19 protein-coding genes are annotated in these 20,014 nt (G+C 51.1%); 1 reads left to right on the top strand and 18 read right to left on the bottom strand.

Going from position 1 to position 20,014, the window contains the following annotated elements; translation table 11 throughout:
- Nucleotides 1–73: 73 nt before the first annotated feature.
- Nucleotides 74–1,045, top strand: a complete 972-nt coding sequence (locus tag MKY82_RS09420; protein WP_339296002.1) for a Na/Pi symporter — start codon at nucleotides 74–76, stop codon at nucleotides 1,043–1,045.
- Here MKY82_RS09420 and MKY82_RS09415 read toward each other — a convergent pair.
- The 18 genes from MKY82_RS09415 to gpr all read right to left on the bottom strand — a co-directional run bounded on the left by MKY82_RS09415 (nucleotide 1,042) and on the right by gpr (nucleotide 19,938).
- Nucleotides 1,042–1,497: an NUDIX domain-containing protein gene (locus MKY82_RS09415; RefSeq protein WP_339296001.1), complete on the bottom strand. Its 456-nt coding sequence runs from the start codon at nucleotides 1,495–1,497 to the stop codon at nucleotides 1,042–1,044. The two genes, MKY82_RS09420 and MKY82_RS09415, sit on opposite strands and share 4 nt — an antisense overlap.
- Nucleotides 1,498–1,583: 86 nt before the next feature.
- Nucleotides 1,584–2,927, bottom strand: a complete 1,344-nt coding sequence (mtaB, locus tag MKY82_RS09410) for a tRNA (N(6)-L-threonylcarbamoyladenosine(37)-C(2))-methylthiotransferase MtaB (protein WP_194541629.1) — start codon at nucleotides 2,925–2,927, stop codon at nucleotides 1,584–1,586.
- Nucleotides 2,928–2,929: 2 nt separating this feature from the next.
- Nucleotides 2,930–3,700 (bottom strand): RsmE family RNA methyltransferase, encoded by a 771-nt coding sequence (locus tag MKY82_RS09405; protein ID WP_339296000.1) that lies wholly within the window; start codon nucleotides 3,698–3,700, stop codon nucleotides 2,930–2,932.
- Between the two features lie 72 nt (nucleotides 3,701–3,772).
- Nucleotides 3,773–4,465 (bottom strand): site-2 protease family protein, encoded by a 693-nt coding sequence (locus MKY82_RS09400; protein WP_194541627.1) that lies wholly within the window; start codon nucleotides 4,463–4,465, stop codon nucleotides 3,773–3,775.
- Between the two features lie 2 nt (nucleotides 4,466–4,467).
- Nucleotides 4,468–5,445: a 50S ribosomal protein L11 methyltransferase gene (prmA, locus tag MKY82_RS09395; RefSeq protein ID WP_194541626.1), complete on the bottom strand. Its 978-nt coding sequence runs from the start codon at nucleotides 5,443–5,445 to the stop codon at nucleotides 4,468–4,470.
- Nucleotides 5,446–5,745: 300 nt separating this feature from the next.
- The gene (locus MKY82_RS09390; protein ID WP_009590798.1) at nucleotides 5,746–5,946 is read right to left on the bottom strand and encodes a YfhD family protein; all 201 of its coding nucleotides are present in this window, start codon (nucleotides 5,944–5,946) and stop codon (nucleotides 5,746–5,748) included.
- A 47-nt stretch (nucleotides 5,947–5,993) separates the two neighbouring features.
- Entirely contained in the window at nucleotides 5,994–6,365 is a 372-nt protein-coding gene (locus MKY82_RS09385; RefSeq protein WP_113058333.1) for a hypothetical protein, read from the bottom strand.
- A 231-nt stretch (nucleotides 6,366–6,596) separates the two neighbouring features.
- Nucleotides 6,597–7,715: a molecular chaperone DnaJ gene (dnaJ, locus tag MKY82_RS09380; protein WP_071222920.1), complete on the bottom strand. Its 1,119-nt coding sequence runs from the start codon at nucleotides 7,713–7,715 to the stop codon at nucleotides 6,597–6,599.
- A 93-nt stretch (nucleotides 7,716–7,808) separates the two neighbouring features.
- Nucleotides 7,809–9,650, bottom strand: coding sequence for a molecular chaperone DnaK (gene dnaK / locus MKY82_RS09375; protein WP_194541625.1), 1,842 nt, complete (start codon nucleotides 9,648–9,650; stop codon nucleotides 7,809–7,811).
- A gap of 86 nt (nucleotides 9,651–9,736) precedes the next feature.
- Entirely contained in the window at nucleotides 9,737–10,348 is a 612-nt protein-coding gene (grpE, locus tag MKY82_RS09370) for a nucleotide exchange factor GrpE (protein WP_194541624.1), read from the bottom strand.
- Nucleotides 10,349–10,411: 63 nt separating this feature from the next.
- Nucleotides 10,412–11,953, bottom strand: a complete 1,542-nt coding sequence (locus MKY82_RS09365; protein ID WP_194541623.1) for a TCP-1/cpn60 chaperonin family protein — start codon at nucleotides 11,951–11,953, stop codon at nucleotides 10,412–10,414.
- 13 nt (nucleotides 11,954–11,966) lie between these two features.
- A complete protein-coding gene (gene hrcA, locus MKY82_RS09360) occupies nucleotides 11,967–13,001 on the bottom strand; it encodes a heat-inducible transcriptional repressor HrcA (protein WP_071222916.1) in 1,035 nt (344 codons plus the stop codon).
- Nucleotides 13,002–13,109: 108 nt separating this feature from the next.
- On the bottom strand, nucleotides 13,110–13,571 hold the full coding sequence (locus tag MKY82_RS09355) for an N-acetyltransferase (protein ID WP_100535892.1): 462 nt from the start codon (nucleotides 13,569–13,571) through the stop codon (nucleotides 13,110–13,112).
- 76 nt (nucleotides 13,572–13,647) lie between these two features.
- Nucleotides 13,648–14,814, bottom strand: coding sequence for a radical SAM family heme chaperone HemW (hemW, locus tag MKY82_RS09350; protein ID WP_220686064.1), 1,167 nt, complete (start codon nucleotides 14,812–14,814; stop codon nucleotides 13,648–13,650).
- 204 nt (nucleotides 14,815–15,018) lie between these two features.
- Entirely contained in the window at nucleotides 15,019–16,836 is a 1,818-nt protein-coding gene (gene lepA / locus MKY82_RS09345) for a translation elongation factor 4 (RefSeq protein WP_194541621.1), read from the bottom strand.
- An 88-nt stretch (nucleotides 16,837–16,924) separates the two neighbouring features.
- Nucleotides 16,925–17,335, bottom strand: coding sequence for a hypothetical protein (locus MKY82_RS09340; protein WP_339295999.1), 411 nt, complete (start codon nucleotides 17,333–17,335; stop codon nucleotides 16,925–16,927).
- A 59-nt stretch (nucleotides 17,336–17,394) separates the two neighbouring features.
- Nucleotides 17,395–18,771, bottom strand: coding sequence for a stage II sporulation protein P (locus tag MKY82_RS09335; RefSeq protein WP_220686065.1), 1,377 nt, complete (start codon nucleotides 18,769–18,771; stop codon nucleotides 17,395–17,397).
- 165 nt (nucleotides 18,772–18,936) lie between these two features.
- Entirely contained in the window at nucleotides 18,937–19,938 is a 1,002-nt protein-coding gene (gpr, locus tag MKY82_RS09330; RefSeq protein WP_339295998.1) for a GPR endopeptidase, read from the bottom strand.
- Between the last annotated feature and the right edge of the window lie 76 nt (nucleotides 19,939–20,014).

Below are 20,014 nucleotides of genomic sequence, written 5' to 3'. Positions count from 1 at the left end.
AAAGTTTATCGCCGGACTTTCACAGCAGCGGATGCTTCATATCCCCACTTTATTTCACAAAAAGGAGAACATCATGCTATCCTCACTCTGGTTTCCCATCTGTTATGGTCTTGTCCTGTTCCTGTTCGGCATGAAGGTCATGGAGGTTGCCCTTCAACGCTGGGCCGGTCCGCTGCTGCATAAGTGGCTCCATAAAGCGACATCTACGCCCCTTAAGGGCATGATCGCCAGCACGGCGGTTACGGCTCTGCTGCAAAGCAGTACCGCCGTAACCGTGCTGGCAATCGGTTTCGCCAATGCCGGATTGTTAAGCCTCGCCGGTACCCTGGGCGTTATTCTCGGCACGAACATCGGCACAACGGTAACCACCGAGCTCATCAGCCTCCAGATCGGACAAGCCGCCATGCCGCTGCTTGTCCTCTCGCTAATGCTATGGGTCGGCGCCGTACTCGTCAGCGAGCGCGTGCCTTCGAGCTACGACAAGTTAAAAAACAATTTGATCCGCAGCCAGTTTTTATGCCTTGCTGTCGCCGGATTCTCGCTGGTGCTGCTTGCTATACAATTCATGCAATCCATCGGCCCGACCCTTCAAAGCCTCGGTGTGTTCCAATGGTTCCTGGACCACGCTTCGCGGAGCGTCCTCTGGGGCATTGCAGCCGGAACGATATTGACTGCTCTGATGCACAGCAGCGCGGCTGTCATCGCTATGGCTATGGGGCTTGCAGCCAGTGGCGCCCTGCCTCCGGAGATCGGCGTTGCCATCGTTCTTGGCTCCAATGTCGGCACCTGCGCCACAGCGCTTATAGCAGCCATCGGCAGTACCCGAGCAGGGCGATTCGTGGCATGGTCCCATATGGGGCTGAATATCGGCGGAGTCCTGCTCTTTACCCCGTTCATATCGGGCTTAACTGCCGTATCCGGATGTTTAGCAGCGGATCCGGCCGGGCAAATCGCCCATGCGCAAACCTTGTTTAATATCGTATGCTCGCTTATCGCGCTCCCACTATGCTATCTGCCCTTCTGGAACAAGCGGGCACAGACCTAAAATTTCATATCTTCATCCGCAGGAACGCTAACCTCGAGCAGCGTTAGCGCTTTACGCAGGATGATATCATTATTATTATATCCGTTGCTGCGCTGCTTCCTCCATGCGGCCAAAGGCTCGAACCAGTCCACCCCGTTGATTTCCTCGATTTGGGGTTTTAAGCTGCCTTTTTCTGCCTTAACCAGATAGTAATGAACTTCCTTGTCCACCTGGCCGAACTCGGGATGATGGTATTTATATGCAATAATGTCCACTGGAGAGGTGATGGATCCGACTATACCTGTCTCCTCGCAAATCTCTCGAAGTGCCGTTTGCTCGACGGTTTCACCGGCTTCCATCTTGCCTTTGGGAAGCGAGGTTTTTCCATAACGGTCCAAAATAAGCTGGATCTGAAGCTCCCCTTCATGATGACGGTATACCACGCCGCCTGCGGAAATCTGTGTATATGTCATGTCCTATTCCTCCTTCATGTACAACAAGGATTCCACTTCCGGTAGCCAGGAAATGAAATCCTTGTCTGGTATGGCCGCTATTGGAATTACTGGGCAGCTGCCTTTAGTCCATGATCCATGACGCTGAGGAGTTCACCCTCGCATTCATTCACACCGGCTTTGGTTACTTTTACGCGGCACAGTTTGCCTTCGAGATCAGGCGATCCGTTGAATACAAGCTGCAGGTAATTATCGCTGTACCCCTGCATCTTTCCGCCGTTAGGAGCTCCCTTGTATTCGCGCTCCGGTATCACTTCCAGAATCTGACCCACAAAACGTTCAGCATAAGCAAGCTGCAACTGCTCTGACAAGTCAATCAAATCATGCACACGTGCATTCTTCACTTCCTCGTCCACCTGATCCTCCATCCGTGCCGCCGGCGTGCCGGTACGCTTCGAATACGGGAATACATGCATCTCGGAGAACTGAATTGCCTTCATCAGATCATAACCGTTACGGAACATCTCGTCGGTTTCGCCAGGGAAGCCAACGATAACGTCCGTCGTAATGCCTACATCGGGCATCGCTTGACGAATCAAGCCCATCTTGTTATAGAACTCTTCGGTTGTATATTTACGGCGCATCCGTTTCAGTACCGTATCATCCCCCGCTTGCAGCGGAATATGAAGGTGGCGGCACATTTTACTGGAGCGGTTCAGCACATCCAGCATCTTCTCATCGATCTGGCTTGCTTCGATGGAGCTGATGCGGATCCGTTCCAAACCGTCTACCCGGTCAAGATCCCACAGCAAATCGGACAATCTGTAATCTTCAAGATCATCTCCGTATCCGCCTGTGTGAATACCGGTCAGCACGATTTCCTTATAACCCGCTCCAACCAGTTGATGCGCCTGTTTGATGATGCTCTTCGGATCACGGCTGCGTGACAAACCGCGGGACCAAGGGATAATGCAGAACGTACAGAAGTTGTTGCATCCGTCCTGGATTTTCAGAAATGCACGAGTGCGTTCCGCGAAATCCGGAACGTCCATTTCCTCAAATACCCGGGTCTTCATAATATTGCGAACAGCATTAATCGGCTGACGCGTCTTTTCAATATCATGGATGAAATCCATGATTTTATCGCGATCCTGGTTCCCGATCACAAGATCCACACCCGGTATATCCAGAATTTCTGCAGGCGAGGTCTGGGCGTAGCAGCCCGTTACAGCCACGATGGCCTCGGGATTGCGGCGAACCGCGCGTCTGATCATCTGACGGCTCTTCTTATCCCCTGTATTGGTAACGTGGCAGGTGTTAATCAAATAAACATCTGCGGTTTGTTCGAAGTCCACCTGGTCGTAGCCTTCATTTTTGAAGTATTGCCAGATGGCCTCGGTATCGTAAAAATTGACTTTGCAACCCAACGTATAAAACGCTACGGATGGCATGTTCAAACGCCCCCCATTTCTCCAGATTCATATAGTGCGCAGGCAAGCGCCGTCATACCGGCAGTCTCGCAGCGAAGGATCCGTCTTCCAAGTCCAACGGATACGGCTCCTGCATCTTCGGCGGCTAGGCATTCCTCTTCCGTAAAGCCGCCCTCGGGTCCAACGACCAGCAGCAAGCTCGCCTTCTCGGCCGAATTCGACAGCGCCTGCTCTACAAAAGGCTTCAGCACGTCCCTCAGCTGGGAGCCATGCTCTTTTTCATAACAAAAATATACGGCATCATAGCCGGAAAACGCTGCAAGCAGATTTTTCCAAGGCAGAGGCTGTTCAACAGACGGTATCCGGTTACGATGCGCCTGTTCAGCCGCCTCTTTCGCAATCTTGCGCCAGCGCTCCAGCCGCTTTCCTTCCTTCTTGGCATCGTACTGAACAATCGTTCTGTCCGATAAAAAGGGCACAAAGGACACCGCGCCGATCTCGGTGCACTTTTGGATGACGGTCTCCATCTTATCGCCTTTCGGCAAGCTTTGAGCGATGCTCACTTGCAGACGCGGTTCCTGGGTCATCTCCATGGGTTCAATTACAACGGCAATGACACTGGCCGCCTCGATGCTTTCAATCTCCACCATGGCTTCGCGGGATGCCCCATCGCTTACAATCAATTTATCACCAAGCCTGCCTCGCATGACCTTGGTAATATGACGGGCGTCATCGCCCGTAATCTCAACACGGTCTCCCTCGAATTGTTCGGGAGTGACAAAATATCGCTGCATCTTTAACCTCACCTAACTCCAAAATCGCCAAACCCCATCATACAACTTTTCGTGCTAACTGACCAGAGTAAATCAGAGCCGGTAACCGCCGGTCATCATAATGAACATGTCCAAAAATTTGGAAGACAGCGCATGTGCCGCATCATACAGGGGCTTGATCGTATAATCCTGGAACACGGGCAACAATATGATCAACAGGAAGAAAAGGATCGACCATTGCTCAAACTTCTGAATCCTCGCACTGAGACGCGGAGGCAACGCATTCTCAAGAACCCTGTAGCCGTCCAGCGGAGGCAATGGAACAAGATTGAACAGACATAGAAAGAAGTTGAGCAATATAAATATATTAAAGAACAAATGCACCGCTTGATCCGTCTTGGTAATTCCCTCTGGAGGAATAATCCCGGTTTGGTACAGAACAGCATAAATGAGCGCACCAAGTATACCTAACATAAGATTACTCAGCGGACCCACCGCCGCCACAATGATGCTCATTCGGCGCGGATTGCTGAAGTTCTCGCGATTGATCGGTACCGGCCGTGCCCAGCCAAAACCTGCAATCAGCAAGAGAATAATCCCCAGAAAATCAAAATGTACCGCCGGATTCAGTGTAACCCTTCCCAGCAGCTTGGCCGTTGGGTCTCCGAATTTATTCGCAAAATAGGCATGCGAGAATTCATGCACGGTAAAGGCAATAATTAAAGCAATCAGATAAAAAGGAAGTTGTTCCAGCGGATAAAATAACAGTTGGTCCAAAAACTCCATAATCAGTTTTTCCTCGCCACGAACGCAACCCAATCATCCTCGCGGCAGATGTCGGCAATTTCGAAACCGGAGGCAATCAGCGCCTTTTCTACGATCTCTTCTTTGTTCTTGTAAATGCCCGAGGCGATATAAGCGCCTCCCGGCCGAAGAGCCTGGTATACATCGTCTACAAACAACAGGATGACCTCAGCCAAAATGTTAGCCACTACAACTTGTACCGGAAGCGTCACGCCCAGATCGGATGAATCGGATTGATTGGTGATTACAGAGAGCAGATCGCTTTCCTTTACCGTAATCCGATCTTCCAAACCGTTAAGACGGGTATTCTCCATTGCGCTGGATACAGCAACCGGGTCCAGATCGAGAGCCAGTATCCGTGAAGCTCCCAAATGCGCGGCGCCGATGGAAAGTATGCCAGAGCCTGTCCCGACATCTATGACTTCCTCTCCACCCTTGATCACCATCTCGAGTGTGCGCAAGCATAACGAAGTCGTCGGATGCGTTCCAGTGCCGAATGCCATGCCCGGGTCCAGCTCAATAATCGATTCTTGATCGGATTCCGGCGTGTACTCTTCCCATGTCGGCTTGATTGTCAATCGCTCGGATACACGGATCGGTTTGAAATACTGCTTCCAGGCCGTTGCCCATTCATTCTCATCGACGGTCTTCATCTCATACCTGACTTCACCTGTATCAATCCCAAATTCCTTCAGTTCATTCACGCGCGGCGTTATCTCATCACGGATCGCTTCCAAGGTCACCGTCTCATCAAAGTACCCTTTGATTACGGCTTGCCCTTCAGGAATATCGTTAAACGGAACGATCTCATCAAACCACTGTCCAAGGGATGTGTCCCGCTTCTTGTTTGTCGTACCGGATTCTTCGATCGAAACGCCTCCGGCTCCCGCCTCATGCAGGAAATTCGTAATCATCTCCACGGCTTCCTCCGTGGTATGTATCGTTAATTCATGCCATAACATGTGCTACTGTTCCTCCTCATTCATACATAGTTATTATTGTACTATATTGAGGACCCCGGATACAAAGTTTGTACTAAAATACCATGAGGACTTTACTTACAAATCGGTCAAATGCGGAATACGTCTATCAGCGTACTTTCACAGAAGACAGACCTCATATGGCGGAAGTTTCACTTGCGGAATAAGGATGGCTATCCTCCGAAGTTTATACTTTCTTATCTCTTCAACAAAAAAGCCCTGCTTACCACCTCCGTAACAAGAAAGGTAAGAGGGCTCTTTCAAACGCTGAAGCCATAACGACTAATCTACATTTTTACTGGTTTCATCGAGAATTTTCTTCAATTGGCGTTCATCCGCCGCCTCGCTTCTGCGCAGCGCTTCCACATCATCGTGATCGGCTTCCATGGCCGAAAATTCAACATCCTCCGCCTTAGCGGATTGAAGGGCAATCATTTTCTCGGTTTTGCTCGAGATTTTCCCTTTTTTTACGCGTCTCATCATGAATGCCGTTCTCCTTTCCAAAATAAAAGATCAGAGCCGTCCTTACCTTAAATCATGCCGCCGGATTCTTCGATTAACCGCATGGCTTGCGGAAATACGCCTTCGTCCAATACAACCGTCAGCAAAATATCCCGGCCTTCGGTTCCGTCCTCCCCGCCGCTGCTCATCCCGCTGGCGGACGGATCCGCCGCCCCGAGAATTCCGGCTCCCGGCCCCGAAATATCCGCATTTAAGGTCAGCGTTGTTAAGCTTGCAATGTTGCCTGTCAACGGATTCATCGGATTGTTGAGCTCCCCGCCGGGATCGGCGCTAAACCGGTCGATGGACATATCGGCAACGCGCAGCGACTGCAATTTGCGGGCAGCATGCTGGGCTTCTTCCGGGCTTTTAAAATACGCCAAAATATTTTTCTCTGCCACTTCATTTCACCTGCATTTCCTAATTCAAGATTGCAACTTCCTAGATGGAACTTCCCTAGGTTGCTTCATCGTCAAGTGTTTTATTCTTGAGGAATCGGCTGTTTAAGCTGGCAGACCACCTAAAGCTCCCTTCCGTCCCCAGAAACAAAAAAACAGCAGGCCGAAGGTTGATCACCTTAAGCCTGCTGCTGTTCTTTAAGCTATGAGGGGGGGTAACCCCATAAGTTTGTATTAGTCACCGCGGAATGCTTTTTTAACACGGTCAAAGAAAGACTGTTCCTGCTCATGGGTCTGTTCGCCATCAAGGGAAGCAAACTGACGAAGCAGCTCTTTCTGATCATCACTCAGCTTGCTTGGCGTAACGACCACAACCTTGACGTGCTGGTCACCCTGTCCCATGCCGCGAAGCCGAGGCACCCCTTTGCCTTTCAAGCGGAAGAAGGTTCCCGTCTGCGTACCGGCCGGAATCTTCAGCTTCACTCTCTCCGTCAGCGTCGGGATCTCAATCTCGTCGCCAAGCGCAGCCTGAGCAAAGGTAAGCGGCACTTCGCAATAAATGTCGTCCCCTTCGCGTTCGAAGAAGTCATGCGGCTTCACGCGGATGACGATATACAAGTCACCGGCCGGACCGCCGCGGAAGCCGCCTTCGCCTTCACCTGTCATGCGAAGCTGAGCTCCGTCGTCCACACCAGCAGGCACGCGAACATGAATCTTGCGCTGCTTCTTCACTTTGCCGTTGCCGTTACAAGTCGAGCAGCGGTCTTTGATGATTTTCCCTGTTCCGTTACAGTTCGAGCAAGCGCGACGGTTTACCATACGTCCAAACGGCGTATTTTGCACGACTTCTTGCTGCCCGCTGCCGTTACACACCGAACATGTATGCGGCTGCGTGCCCGGCTTCGCACCGGAGCCGTGACATGTATCGCATGTCTCCGTTCTCGGAATGGTGATATCCGTTTCCTTACCGAATACCGCTTCCTTAAATTCAACCGTCATCGTATATTGCAGATCGTTCCCCCGCTGAGGCGCATTCGGATCACGGCGACCATTACCGCCAAAGAACATATCGAATATATCTCCAAAACCGCCGAAATCACCGGAGAAACCGCCTCCGCCCATACCTTGGTTCGGATCGATATGACCATACTGGTCATATTGCGCACGCTTCTGACCATCGCTCAATACATCGTAAGCCTCTTTCACTTCCTTGAATTTGGCTTCCGCGTCAGCCGCTTTGTTCACGTCCGGATGATATTGGCGAGCCATTTTGCGGTACGCCTTCTTGATTTCATCGTCCGATGCATCCTTGCCGACACCGAGCACCTCATAATAATCACGCTTATCAGCCACGGTTTCACCCCAATCTCTTTATTACTCTTTTACATAAGGAAAGCCAAAGTGCGAAGATGCGCAGCTTTGACCTTCCCATACAATCTATTCAGATTAACCTTTGTTTTTATCTTCGTCAACAACCTCGTAATCTGCATCTACGACATTGTCTTTCTTAGGAGCGCCGGCGTCAGCACCTTCAGCACCTTGCTGTTCCTGTTGTGCTGCTTGCTCATACAGCTTTACGGACAGCTGCTGTACGATTTGAGTCAACTCCTCTACCGAAGCGTTAATCTCTTCGAGGTTATCGGATTCAAGGGCCTTCTTCACTTTGTCTTTCGCTTCGTTCGCTTTTTCCACTTCGGAAGCGTCGACTTTGTCGCCTAGATCCTTGAGTGTTTTCTCGGTCGTGTATACGAGTTGGTCCGCATTGTTGCGAGCTTCTACCAGCTCTTTGCGTTTACGGTCTTCTTCAGCATGAAGCTCAGCGTCCTTCATCATTTGCTCAACTTCAGCATCGCTCAAGCCGCTGGAGGACGTGATCGTGATCTTCTGGCTCTTGCCAGTACCTTTATCCGTCGCCGATACGTTTACGATACCGTTCGCATCGATGTCAAAGGTAACTTCGATTTGCGGCACGCCGCGCGGTGCTGGAGGAATGTCTCCAAGCATGAAGCGTCCCAGCGTTTTGTTGCCGGCAGCCATTTCGCGTTCACCTTGCAGCACGTGAATTTCAACGCTCGGCTGATTATCGGCATACGTGGAGAATACTTGGGATTTGCTTGTTGGAATCGTCGTGTTCCGGTCGATCATTTTGGTGAATACGCCGCCTGCGGTTTCGATACCGAGGGACAACGGAGTTACGTCGAGCAACACAACGTCTTTAACGTCACCTGTCAATACGCCGGCTTGAACGGCTGCTCCAAGCGCAACCACTTCGTCAGGGTTTACGCCTTTGTGAGGCTCTTTTCCTGTCAATTTCTTAATCGCTTCCTGTACGGCAGGAATACGAGTGGAACCGCCGACAAGGACGATTTTGTGAATATCGTTAGCGGTCAAACCTGCATCGCTAAGCGCTTGACGAGTCGGGCCAAGCGTACGCTCTACCAGGGAAGCAGACAATTCTTCGAATTTAGCACGAGTCAGGTTAATCTCAAGATGCTGAGGCACGCCGTCAGCAACGGTGATGAACGGCAGCGAAATCGTGGTTGTCAGTACGCCGGACAATTCTTTTTTCGCTTTTTCCGCAGCGTCTTTCAGACGTTGAACAGCAGCTTTGTCTTTGCTGAGATCGATGCCTTGCTCTTTCTTGAATTCGGCTACCAGGTAGTCAATGATCACTTGGTCAAAGTCGTCGCCGCCAAGCTGGTTGTCCCCGCTGGTTGCTTTTACTTCGAAGAAGCCATCGCCCAGTTCTAGAATGGAAACGTCGAATGTACCGCCGCCAAGGTCATATACCAGGATGGTTTGGTCTTCGGATTTCTCCATGCCGTAAGCCAATGCAGCAGCGGTCGGCTCGTTGACGATACGCAGCACTTCAAGACCCGCGATTTTACCGGCATCCTTGGTCGCTTGACGCTGGCTGTCATTAAAGTATGCTGGAACCGTAATAACCGCCTGGGTTACTGGTTGGCCCAGATAAGCTTCCGCATCGGATTTCAGCTTCTGCAGAATGATAGCAGAGATTTCTTGCGGCGTGTAGTCTTTGCCGTCGATGGATTCTTTGTGATTTGTACCCATATGACGCTTAATAGAGATAATGGTACGATCCGGGTTGGTGATCGCTTGACGTTTCGCTGTATCCCCAACGATACGCTCGCCGTCTTTCTTAAATCCGACAACGGATGGAGTCGTACGAGCACCCTCCGGATTCGGAATAACTACTGCTTCCCCACCCTCCATTACGGCTACGCAGGAGTTGGTTGTTCCTAAGTCGATACCAATAACTTTGCTCATGTAAAAATTTCCTCCTTATTCATTCACACGAATCCTCGCATGATCTTCATCAATTTTTTATATGATAAACGACTATCGAAAGTCGCTTACATGCTCACTTTAACCATCGCAGGTCTTAACACTTTATCTTTAAGCTTATACCCCTTCTGCACTTCCTCAACCACGATGCCTTCCTCGTATTCATCGCTTTCCACCTGCATGATCGCTTGGTGATACTCCGGATTGAACGGCTCGCCTACACTCTTCATCGCGGTCAAGCCTTCGGTAGCAAGGACCGATTCCAACTGGCGGAAGATCATGCTGACTCCCTTGGAGAAGGATTCAAACTCCGGGTTCTCCTCGGATGCCTGAAGGGCACGCTCAAAATTGTCGATGACGGGCAGAAGCTCCGTAATCAGTTTGGAAGATGCATATTTGCCCAGATCTTCTTTCTCCTTCTGGGTGCGACGACGGAAGTTGTCAAAATCCGCTTGAACTCGCAGGGTACGCTGCTGGTGCTCCAGCACCTCAGCCTGAAGCTTCTCAAGCTCTGCTGAACCTGCTTCATCCGCCGATTCCGTTACAGGAATCTCCTGTTCGGGATTTACGGCTTCCTCTGCAGACCCGCTCTCACCCGTATTTGGCGTGTTCTCCAAAGTTTCTTCCATCATTTCTTCTGTAACTGTATCTTGAACGGCATCCTTATGCTCTTTATTCAAGACGCCTTCACCTCCTTCATAGTCTAAAACAGTCTATCCGTGATTTGTTCTATACCTTAAGCGTTATTCGCCTATTTCTTTCATCTTGATGACGTGATGAATCCGCAGCACGGCTGCTGCGACTTCACCGGCTGCCCGCAAGCCGTGAAGTTTAACCGGTGCCGGATCCAGCACGCCCAGCTCCTCATAATCGACAACCCGGCCGCTGTCGCAATCAATACCCATGCAATCAGAGTCTGCACGGATTTGCGCAGCGCGCACTTCTTCCATCTTCTCGAGCGGGTTGTAACCGGCATTGAGAAGTATCTGCGACATCGGCTTGCGCAAAGCCGCCGAAACGGCTTCCATGCCGAAGGCTTCCATGCCTTTCTGAGCCTCCCGGATCCGTTCCAACTCGTAGGACACCGCGAGTTCGCTTGTCCCGCCGCCCGGAAGCACCCCTCCGGAAACGGCAGCCTGCAGTGCCGAGGCCGCATCCCCAGCGATTCTGGCCGCTTCGCCTACGACCTCGGAAGTGCTTGCCCCAACAATGACCGTCACGATACGGTCCTTGTCTTGGCTGCCGCAGGACAGCCGGATTTTCTCGATGCCTTCATCATAAGCGACACGCGGGGTATCACCCAGAAGGACCGCAAGCTCCTTCGAGTCTTTATGTAACGCCTTGCGGCGTATGGGAGTAGCTCCCGTCATGTCGCTTACCCGGCGAAGATCCGCACGGGAGACACGCGGTACAACCATCATGCCGTGATCCAGGCAAAACTGCTCCGCATCCGGGTGGATGCCTTTTTCAAGCAGGATGAGTTTTACGGACAGCTCGGACAATCTCTCCAAATCTGAAGCGAACACTTTTCGGAGATCCATATATTGCGCAAATCCGGCTTCGGTTGTGAGCGCCTCTTCATCGATCTCATCCGGCTCCAGGGAATCAAACAGCACCAACACTTTTGCATCGTCATATGACCTGGACTCGCGGGCGAAGATCGGTCGCTGCCGGAGCAGAACCCCCTCAAACACTTCATTCTCGGCATTCTCCAGGGCAATTATACTGTCCGCGAGCGAGTAGGAAGGATCCTGAAGACGGGTGATTCCGGCTTTCCTCGCAGCTTGCATAATCAGCTCCACGATGTCCTTCCGTTCACGCCCCGCAACGTACACCGTCCGTTCCAGCAGCGGATCATCCAATCCGTCGATCAGCCGAACCCGCTTGGTTAGGAGCTCCATCGACTTCTCGATTCCTTGACGCAGCCCCTCCACCACCTTGGATGCAGGCACCCCGCGGGTGATGCGGGAAACCCCTTCCTGCACAAGTGCGCCTGCAAGCACGGTAGCCGTTGTGGTTCCGTCGCCGATTTTCTCCTGCTGCGCTCTTGCCACCTGAATGAGAAGGCGGGCAGCCGGGTGGGTGACATCCATTTTATCCAGAATCGTTACCCCGTCATTGGTAATGACCACTTCGCCGCGGGGACCTACCAGCATCACGTCGAGCCCCTTCGGTCCAAGCGTGCCTTCTACAGCGGACGTGACGGCCCGGACGGCATTACTGTTGTTTAATAGCGTAGAATAACGTTCATCTCCGTCCACTTGGCTATGTTGTCCTTGGCTCATCTGTCTCACTCCTTTATTTGTACCAGTGTGACAGCAGCTTCGTCAGATCATGGGATAACACATTCAAGATGCCGATCACCCGTGCATATTCCATTCTTGTAGGACCGAGAATACCAATCGAACCGAGCGCTTTTCCATCTATCGAATAAGTCGCAGTAATCAAACTGCAATTGGAAATCGCTTCATGCGTATTTTCCGTACCGATCTTCACTTGGACACCATGCTCACCGGGAGCAGGAGCCATGAGTTTCAACAGTGCGGGTGTCTGTTCCAGAAGCTCGAAAATCTCCCTTACCTTATCCACATCCTTGAACTCCGGCTGATTCAGCATGTGGGTCGTGCCGCTAAGATATACGCCGCGATGGTCCGGTTCATTGTTAAGGGCGATATCCAGCATACTCATGAGGTCTTCATAATGTGAAATATGCCGCTGCATTTCCTCGCCAATCTCCGTATACAAACGGGTCTTGAGTTTATATAGAGGCACGTTGACCAGCTTCTTGTTCAGAAGATTGACCACTTGCTCCAGATCGGAAACGGACACACCCTGCGGAATCGAAACAATCTTGTTCTCGACTTGCCCTGTGCTGGTTACGATGATGGCTACCGCTTGATCCTCATGGAGAGGAAGAAGCTGGAAATGACGCAAAGACGTATGAAAAACTTCCGGTCCCAGCAGGATGGAAGTGTAATTAGTCATTTGAGACAGAATGCCAGCTGTATGCTGTATCATCTGCTCCATCACGTTCAGCTTTTCTGCAAAAAAGGATTTCATCATATGCAGTTCCGCAGGGTTCAAGGAAAACGACGACGTGAGATGATCAACATAATAACGATATCCTTTATGTGACGGAATTCGTCCAGCTGATGTATGAGGCTGCTCCAGAAATCCGAGTTCCTCCAGATCAGCCATCTCGTTACGAATGGTTGCCGGACTGTATCCGACATCCCCGCGTTTGGAAATGCTTCTTGAACCAACCGGCTCGGCAGAACGGATATAGTCATCCACAATGGCATTCAAAATCATGCGTTGACGATCTGTTAATATGTCGCTCCCCTCCTTGCTGACTGCTTAATTTCACTTTCGTTAGCACTCATCGCCATCGAGTGCTAACCGATATAACAAAAATACCAAACCGACCTGAGGATTGTCAAGTCAGTTCAGTACTTTAAGAACAGCTATTTCGTCACAAGCGTGCTGCTTCTTGCAGTGAATGCAGTCGGTCCACACTTTCTCCGGGAAAATCTCCTTTTCCACGACGGCAAAGCCGTTTTTGATGAAAAAGGATACCTCGTACGTCAAGGCCATCACTTTCGGAAGCTCGCGCCGTTTCGCTTCTTCCAGAAGGGAATCCACCAGCATGGAGCCGATTCCTTGCCCTTTATAACCATCGGAGATGCCGAGTGAACGAATCTCTACCAGATCATTTCCCAGCTGGCACAAGGAACCGCAGCCGATCACGTTCCCTTCAGACTCGGCCACAACGAATTCCCCGATCTGTTTCTCCAGCACTTTTTTGGACCGGGGCAGCATAATGCCCTTTTCCGCATAACCCTGAATCATCTGATACAGCGGCTCAACATCTTCTAACTTCGCCTTTCTGCATACCGCCGACATTGTTGTCCGTCTCCCCTTTACACGCTCCGTCATGTTATGAATAAATATACAACAGAGCGCATATAAGTTCAATAGATTAATTTGTTGACAAGCTGCCTATAAATTCGGCAAACACATCGTTGCCGAACAGAATGCCTTTACTGCTCAGTTTATATCCATCATCCGTGGAATCGAGAAGTCCCGCACCTACCATTTTATTCAGCGGGCCGGCGAATACCTCTTCCATAGAAATCCCGAATTGCTGCCGGAACCGGCTGCGCGAAACGCCATCCAGGACTCGGAGCCCAACCATGAGGAAATCCTCCATCGCTTCTTCTCTTGATACCTCAAAGCTCTCCAATCGCGGAAGTCCTTGATTCGCTGCTTCATTATATGGGTTGACGCCTTTAATGTTTACATGGCGCTGACGACCAATGTATCCGTGCGCTCCCGCGCCCAAGCCATAATAATCCTCGTTGCGCCAATACGTCATATTATGCCGGCTCTCAAAGCCGGGTTTGGCAAAATTACTGATCTCATACTGTTTATATCCGGCAGCCTGCATCCGCTCCATTAATAGAAGATACATATTCAGCTCGTCCTCCTCATCCGGAAGCGGCAGCTGGTTTCGCTGGTACATCGTATGGAACAGCGTGTTTTCTTCAACCTTCAGGCTGTAGATTGAATAATGCGGGAGTCCAAGCTCCAGCGCCTTATCCACGCTTTCCGCAAGCATGTCCAAGGTTTGGTTCGGGAGCCCGAACATCAAATCGATGGACATGTTATCAAAGCCTGCTCTTCTGGCGTTCTCGAGACTTCGATACACATCATCCGTATCATGAATCCGACCGATGCCGGTCAGCAAGCTGTTCTGGAAGGCCTGCACCCCGAAGCTGATGCGGTTCACGCCGCCCTCGCGCATGACGGACAGCTTCTCCAAATCCGTAGTGCCGGGATTGGCTTCCATCGAAAATTCAATGTCATCGGACCATTCCGGAAAATGGCGCTTCACGCTCTGCAAGAAGTATTCCATTTCATCCGGCTTCAGCACCGTTGGAGTCCCGCCGCCTACAAATATGCTTTTGATTCGTCCAGGCGGGTTAGCCTGAACGGTCAGCTCCATTTCCTTATCCAGCGCGCGCAGATAATCCATTACCGGCTGATCTTTCAACACGTAGGAATTGAAGTCGCAGTAAAAACATTTATTGGTACAAAACGGAATGTGGATGTACACCGCTTCCGTCCGTTGATCGTTTTCCGTCATTCTTTTCTTGCCCCCTCATGTACACCTCTGGCATGACTTACTTTAAGTAACTTCTCGAAGGTTCCTTCTCTACTATAACGCTATGCTTCTTGGAATGAAAGAAAGGAAAGCCGAGAATCGGCTTTCCCATCATTTACTTCATAAGACTATATACGCAGGACAGCCTACCCTGTTAACTCTTGGGCTGGCATTCCTATGCAAAATTTACTTGTCGTCGATTTTCAGTACCGCCATGAAGGCTTCCTGCGGCACTTCAACGCTGCCGACTTGCTTCATCCGCTTCTTACCTTCCTTCTGCTTCTCAAGGAGTTTCCGTTTACGGGAGATGTCACCGCCGTAACACTTGGCAAGAACGTTTTTGCGCATCGCTTTGACCGTTTCACGGGCAACAACCTTGGTACCGACAGAAGCTTGAATCGGCACTTCGAACATTTGACGAGGAATCAGCTCACGCAGCTTCTCGCAAATCGCCCGTCCGCGGTGATAAGCACGGTCCTTGTGCACGATAAAGGACAAGGCATCCACCTGCTCGGCATTGAGCAAAATGTCCATTTTGACCAGATTGGATCGACGGTACCCGGACAACTCGTAATCGAATGAAGCATATCCTTTGGTGCTCGATTTCAACTGGTCGAAGAAATCATACACGATTTCCGACAGCGGAATTTCATAGGTAATGGTAACGCGCGTTGTGTCCAGGTATTCCATGTTTACGAATTCGCCGCGTTTATTCTGGCAGAGTTCCATGATCGCTCCGACATAATCGTTCGGAACGATAATGCCTGCTTTAACATAAGGCTCTTCGACATAATCGACCTTGCCCACCTCAGGATAATGAGACGGGTTATCGATCTGGATCTGCTCTCCGTTTGTCAGCGTAATGCGGTAAATAACGCTCGGCGCAGTCGTAATCAGCGGTATGTTAAACTCTCGTTCAATCCGCTCCTGGATGACATCCATGTGCAGCAGGCCAAGGAATCCGCAACGGAAACCGAATCCGAGCGCGCTGGATGTCTCCGGCTCAAAGCTGAGCGATGCATCATTAAGCTGCAGCTTCTCGAGCGCCTCGCGCAGATCATTGTAGTCTGACGTTTCGATTGGATACAGTCCGCAGAATACCATCGGGTTGATTTTGCGGTAACCCGGAAGCGGCTGGGCCGTCGGACGCTTGGCATCCGTTACCGTATCACCGACCTGCGTATCGCCAACGCTCTTGATACCAGCCACGATGAAACCGACATCGCCGACGTTAAGCTCGTCCACGATGGACATGCGCGGCTTAAACGCCCCCACCTCAATGACCTCGAAGGTTTTGCCGGTAGCCATCATTTTGATCTTGGAGCCGGCTTTAATGCTTCCGTCAATAACGCGCACATATACGATAACGCCTTTGTAAGGATCATAATGGGAGTCGAAAATCAGCGCTTTCAGCGGTTCTTCCGAATCGCCGGTTGGGGCAGGTACTTTCTGAACCACCTGCTCCAGAATTTCCTTGATTCCGATGCCGGCCTTGGCAGAAGCTAATACGGCATCGCTGGCATCCAGACCGATGACATCCTCAACTTCCTGTTTCACCCGCTCAGGATCGGCGCTTGGCAAGTCTATCTTGTTAATGACAGGCAGAATTTCAAGATTGTTATCCAGTGCCAGATATACGTTGGCCAATGTCTGCGCTTCAATTCCCTGTGCAGCATCAACTACGAGCAGCGCGCCTTCACAAGCGGCCAGGCTTCGGGATACCTCATACGTAAAGTCGACGTGCCCTGGAGTATCAATCAGATTCAATATATACTCCTCGCCGTCATCGGATTTGTAATTCAGGCGAACCGCCTGCAGCTTGATGGTAATCCCGCGTTCTCTCTCCAGATCCATCTGATCCAGTACCTGCTCTTGCATTTCACGCGAAGTTAATGCGCCCGTAAATTCCAATATACGGTCAGCAAGCGTCGATTTCCCATGGTCTATATGTGCAATGATACAGAAATTACGAATTTTTTGTTGTCTTGCTTGTACGTCTGTCATGCCTAACCCCCAACAACAACCAGATGTTTGAATCAACTTATTATACCAGTTGAGGGGATGCACAGCAATGCTGAGAATAAAGGTGAATTTATTCCGTGATCGATCCGAACATCGATACGACCCAGCGTATGCTTTTGTCAGACAACTGCTGAAGCAGTCCTGCCGTCTTATCGGCCAGCACATCGGCAGGCGGTTGCGAACGCTCGGGAAGCAGGATGTCGCTAGGCGTCGGCTCATATTCGGGCAAGGTCTTACGAGCATCTTCTTCTAGAACAGCGGACTCTGATACGGGAGGGGTCTTGCGTGTCCCTCCCCATCCATTCCCTTGAGCAGCCCCGCCTTGCGGATCCTGAGCATGGTTTTGCTGCACAGTTTGCACGGCTCCGGTACCGTCTACCGGTACTGGTGCTTTTGCCCCGCCAAGCTGCATGCCGACCAATATGCCGATGCCTGTCCATATGATAAGAGCCACCAACCGTTTTCCCATTCTTGACATCACTGAGTCCCTCCCCGATTTACCCGTTCACACTTGGCGCACTTGCACTTACCGCCGAGCTGTTAGCCTGCTTTGGCTGCTTGATCCTCTGTTCCTTTTTTGCTTCCGCCCTTGGTTCCCGCGGAAACAGACTGCTTCTTCGTTTGATCGTTGTCTTTTTTCACGCTGGCTTTCTCCGCCTCTTGCTCCTGCCAGTACACATCTGCAATGATGTCCGCCAACGCTTCAGCTGTCCGCTGCAATTCTTCCTTCGTATTATCGATGCCGCCGATTTCGATCAGAATACTGTTTGGCGACAGGGATTGATTATATTCCCCGTTCCCTTGATCCGCTGATTTGCCCCACACGCCTCGAGACACCCCAGGATAGGATTTTTCCAGCTTGGCATTGATTTTGCTTGCAAACGCCTCGTTCTGTCTCCAGTTCTCGTTCGCATGACCGATGATGAAGTAAACCTTGGCGTAGTTAACGCCGTTTACGGTTGCCGTCGTTTTGTTATACCGCTGCGAATCCCGATGGATATCGATCAGGTAATGAATGCCGTCGTTCTGGGACATGGCCTCCATGACCATCTGGCGCGAGTATTTATAAGAAAAGTTATAATTGTATCCTTCAATGGTAGATTGATAGTCACTTTTATCATGCAGGGTCCCAATTCCGTTGGCCTCAAGTCTTTTACTCAGAAAGCTGCCCACCAGCATGACGTTCTTGCTTGGGGATACAGCCCCCGGATTATCGGATGGATGCGTTAGCAGCGGGTTATATGCTTCCTGTGGGTGCGAATGATAGATGAGAACGGCTTTCTTTCCATTCGTAGACTTTCCATCCTTGGAGGTGCTTCCAGGGTCATTCTTACTGCCTGGCTCGTCCTCCGCGCCCTGATTCGGGGCATCCTCGCCATTACCTTCATCGCCGATATCTCCCCGACCGCCTTGCGGCGGCTCTTCCCCGGCATCAGCAGGGTCGCCTTCCGCCTGTTCCTCGGCGGGATCCGGCCGGTAATCCGCCGGTGCTTCCCCATCCTCGTTCCCGGAGCCATGTGACAGCTGCACCGGTTGATTTGCCTTCATGCCGGGCAATTCGCCCGCAAGCAGGCTTTTCGGGTCCCTCGGGTTCACGCTCGTGAGCAGTTCAAAAACGAAGGTCGACATTTTCTCGCCGGAGAAGCTTGAGGTCTCTTTGGAAGCCGTCATATGCGGCATCTCCATGCCGATCATATCGATGAAAAAATGGCTGGATAACGAAGCGGCCAATCCTTTCATGGACGACACGGGCGAGGAATTCATCCGCTGTTCCGCCATCCCTCCAAGCCCTAGCAAAATAAAAAATATAAGAGAGCCAAGCATCAATATAATGAGCGTTCGACCCATGCTCAGACCTTCCATGACCTTCCGTTTTAGTCTGGCAATATTCCAGATGCGAAACTTGCGATTGTTCATAACGATGTCCTCCTCGGTTCGCCGGGACCTATCCGGCCATCATTCCGCCGTTCCCGCGACTTTCGTAATCTCTTATATTTCAAATCTATGAACCGGGGAGAATCGATAGAACTAGATCCATGAAAAATATAAAAGCTCCGATAGATTCGGAGCTTTTATACCGGGTTAGTGCGTGTATGCACCTACATTGCCGGGATCCACAGCCTCATGCAGCGCTGCATTCAGGCCGGTTGCGACGATATTGGCGATGTCCTCTATAAATTCGTCAATCTCCTTAGGCGTTACGATAAGGTCATGGCCCAGCGGCTCCAGCACCTCCTTCACCAGCGCGAGGCGCTCACCTTCGGGTATATCATGGATCATACCCATAATTTTGCCCGTCTCCGGCGCACCTTCGCCAAAATGGGACTTCATGAGCTCAATTGCGTTATTAACGATGGTGGAAGCATAGCAGACGGTTGGAACACCGATGGCAATGCAGGGAACTCCAAGAATCTCCTGCGTCAATCCCTTGCGTTTATTGCCGACACCAGAGCCGGGGTGGATCCCGATATCCGCAATCTGGATGGTCGTATTCACACGCTCTAGCGAACGCGAAGCCAGAGCATCAATGGCGATGATCAGGTCAGGACGGATTTGTTCCACGATCCCTTGAACCGTTTCGCTGGATTCAATCCCTGTCAGACCGAGCACACCAGGCGCTACGGCACTAACCTGACGATAACCTGGCGCCACCCGATCCGGCATAAGCTCGAAATACTGACGGGTGACCATCACGTTCTCCACCACAAGCGGTCCCAGCGAATCCGGCGTCACATTCCAGTTGCCAAGCCCGACAATGAGCACGCTTGCCTTGGGTCCGATCCCGATCCGGGACATGAATGCCTCGAACTCACGGGCGAAGACAACGGACACCTGATCTTGAAGCTCCGTATCCCCCTTGCGAAGATCGGGCACCTCCAACGTGACGTAATGGCCCTTCACTCTGCCGATTTGCGTAGAGGCTGCTTCGTTCTCCACGTCCAGCCTTGTAATCTTGATTCCGTCCTCCTGCACCACATCCTCCATCACACCAGGAATGGGCGCATTGCCTTTTCCTCCTGCCAGTTCTCTTGATTCCACCGCCAGGTCCGTTCGGACCGAATATTTTTGCAGATCCAGATCCATCTAAATTCACACTCCTCCTCATATTGCTAGTAGTGTGCGAGAGTACGGGAGAGATTATGCAGAAGTCCGAATGAGT

Source organism: Paenibacillus sp. FSL W7-1279, from assembly GCF_037969845.1.
GTDB lineage: Bacteria > Bacillota > Bacilli > Paenibacillales > Paenibacillaceae > Paenibacillus_AQ.
The sequence above is the reverse complement of the archived record's forward strand: the minus strand, read 5'-3'. Positions and strand labels throughout refer to the sequence as shown.

What these genes read in the sequence shown, in the direction of transcription:
- MKY82_RS09420 (WP_339296002.1), top strand. Translation starts at nt 74, where the DNA reads ATGCTATCCTCACTCTGGTTTCCCATCTGTTATGGTCTTGTCCTGTTC.
- MKY82_RS09415 (WP_339296001.1), bottom strand. Translation starts at nt 1,497, where the DNA reads ATGACATATACACAGATTTCCGCAGGCGGCGTGGTATACCGTCATCAT.
- mtaB (WP_194541629.1), bottom strand. Translation starts at nt 2,927, where the DNA reads ATGCCATCCGTAGCGTTTTATACGTTGGGTTGCAAAGTCAATTTTTAC.
- MKY82_RS09405 (WP_339296000.1), bottom strand. Translation starts at nt 3,700, where the DNA reads ATGCAGCGATATTTTGTCACTCCCGAACAATTCGAGGGAGACCGTGTT.
- MKY82_RS09400 (WP_194541627.1), bottom strand. Translation starts at nt 4,465, where the DNA reads ATGGAGTTTTTGGACCAACTGTTATTTTATCCGCTGGAACAACTTCCT.
- prmA (WP_194541626.1), bottom strand. Translation starts at nt 5,445, where the DNA reads ATGTTATGGCATGAATTAACGATACATACCACGGAGGAAGCCGTGGAG.
- MKY82_RS09390 (WP_009590798.1), bottom strand. Translation starts at nt 5,946, where the DNA reads ATGATGAGACGCGTAAAAAAAGGGAAAATCTCGAGCAAAACCGAGAAA.
- dnaK (WP_194541625.1), bottom strand. Translation starts at nt 9,650, where the DNA reads ATGAGCAAAGTTATTGGTATCGACTTAGGAACAACCAACTCCTGCGTA.
- MKY82_RS09365 (WP_194541623.1), bottom strand. Translation starts at nt 11,953, where the DNA reads ATGAGCCAAGGACAACATAGCCAAGTGGACGGAGATGAACGTTATTCT.
- MKY82_RS09355 (WP_100535892.1), bottom strand. Translation starts at nt 13,571, where the DNA reads ATGTCGGCGGTATGCAGAAAGGCGAAGTTAGAAGATGTTGAGCCGCTG.
- hemW (WP_220686064.1), bottom strand. Translation starts at nt 14,814, where the DNA reads ATGACGGAAAACGATCAACGGACGGAAGCGGTGTACATCCACATTCCG.
- lepA (WP_194541621.1), bottom strand. Translation starts at nt 16,836, where the DNA reads ATGACAGACGTACAAGCAAGACAACAAAAAATTCGTAATTTCTGTATC.
- MKY82_RS09335 (WP_220686065.1), bottom strand. Translation starts at nt 18,771, where the DNA reads ATGAACAATCGCAAGTTTCGCATCTGGAATATTGCCAGACTAAAACGG.
- gpr (WP_339295998.1), bottom strand. Translation starts at nt 19,938, where the DNA reads ATGGATCTGGATCTGCAAAAATATTCGGTCCGAACGGACCTGGCGGTG.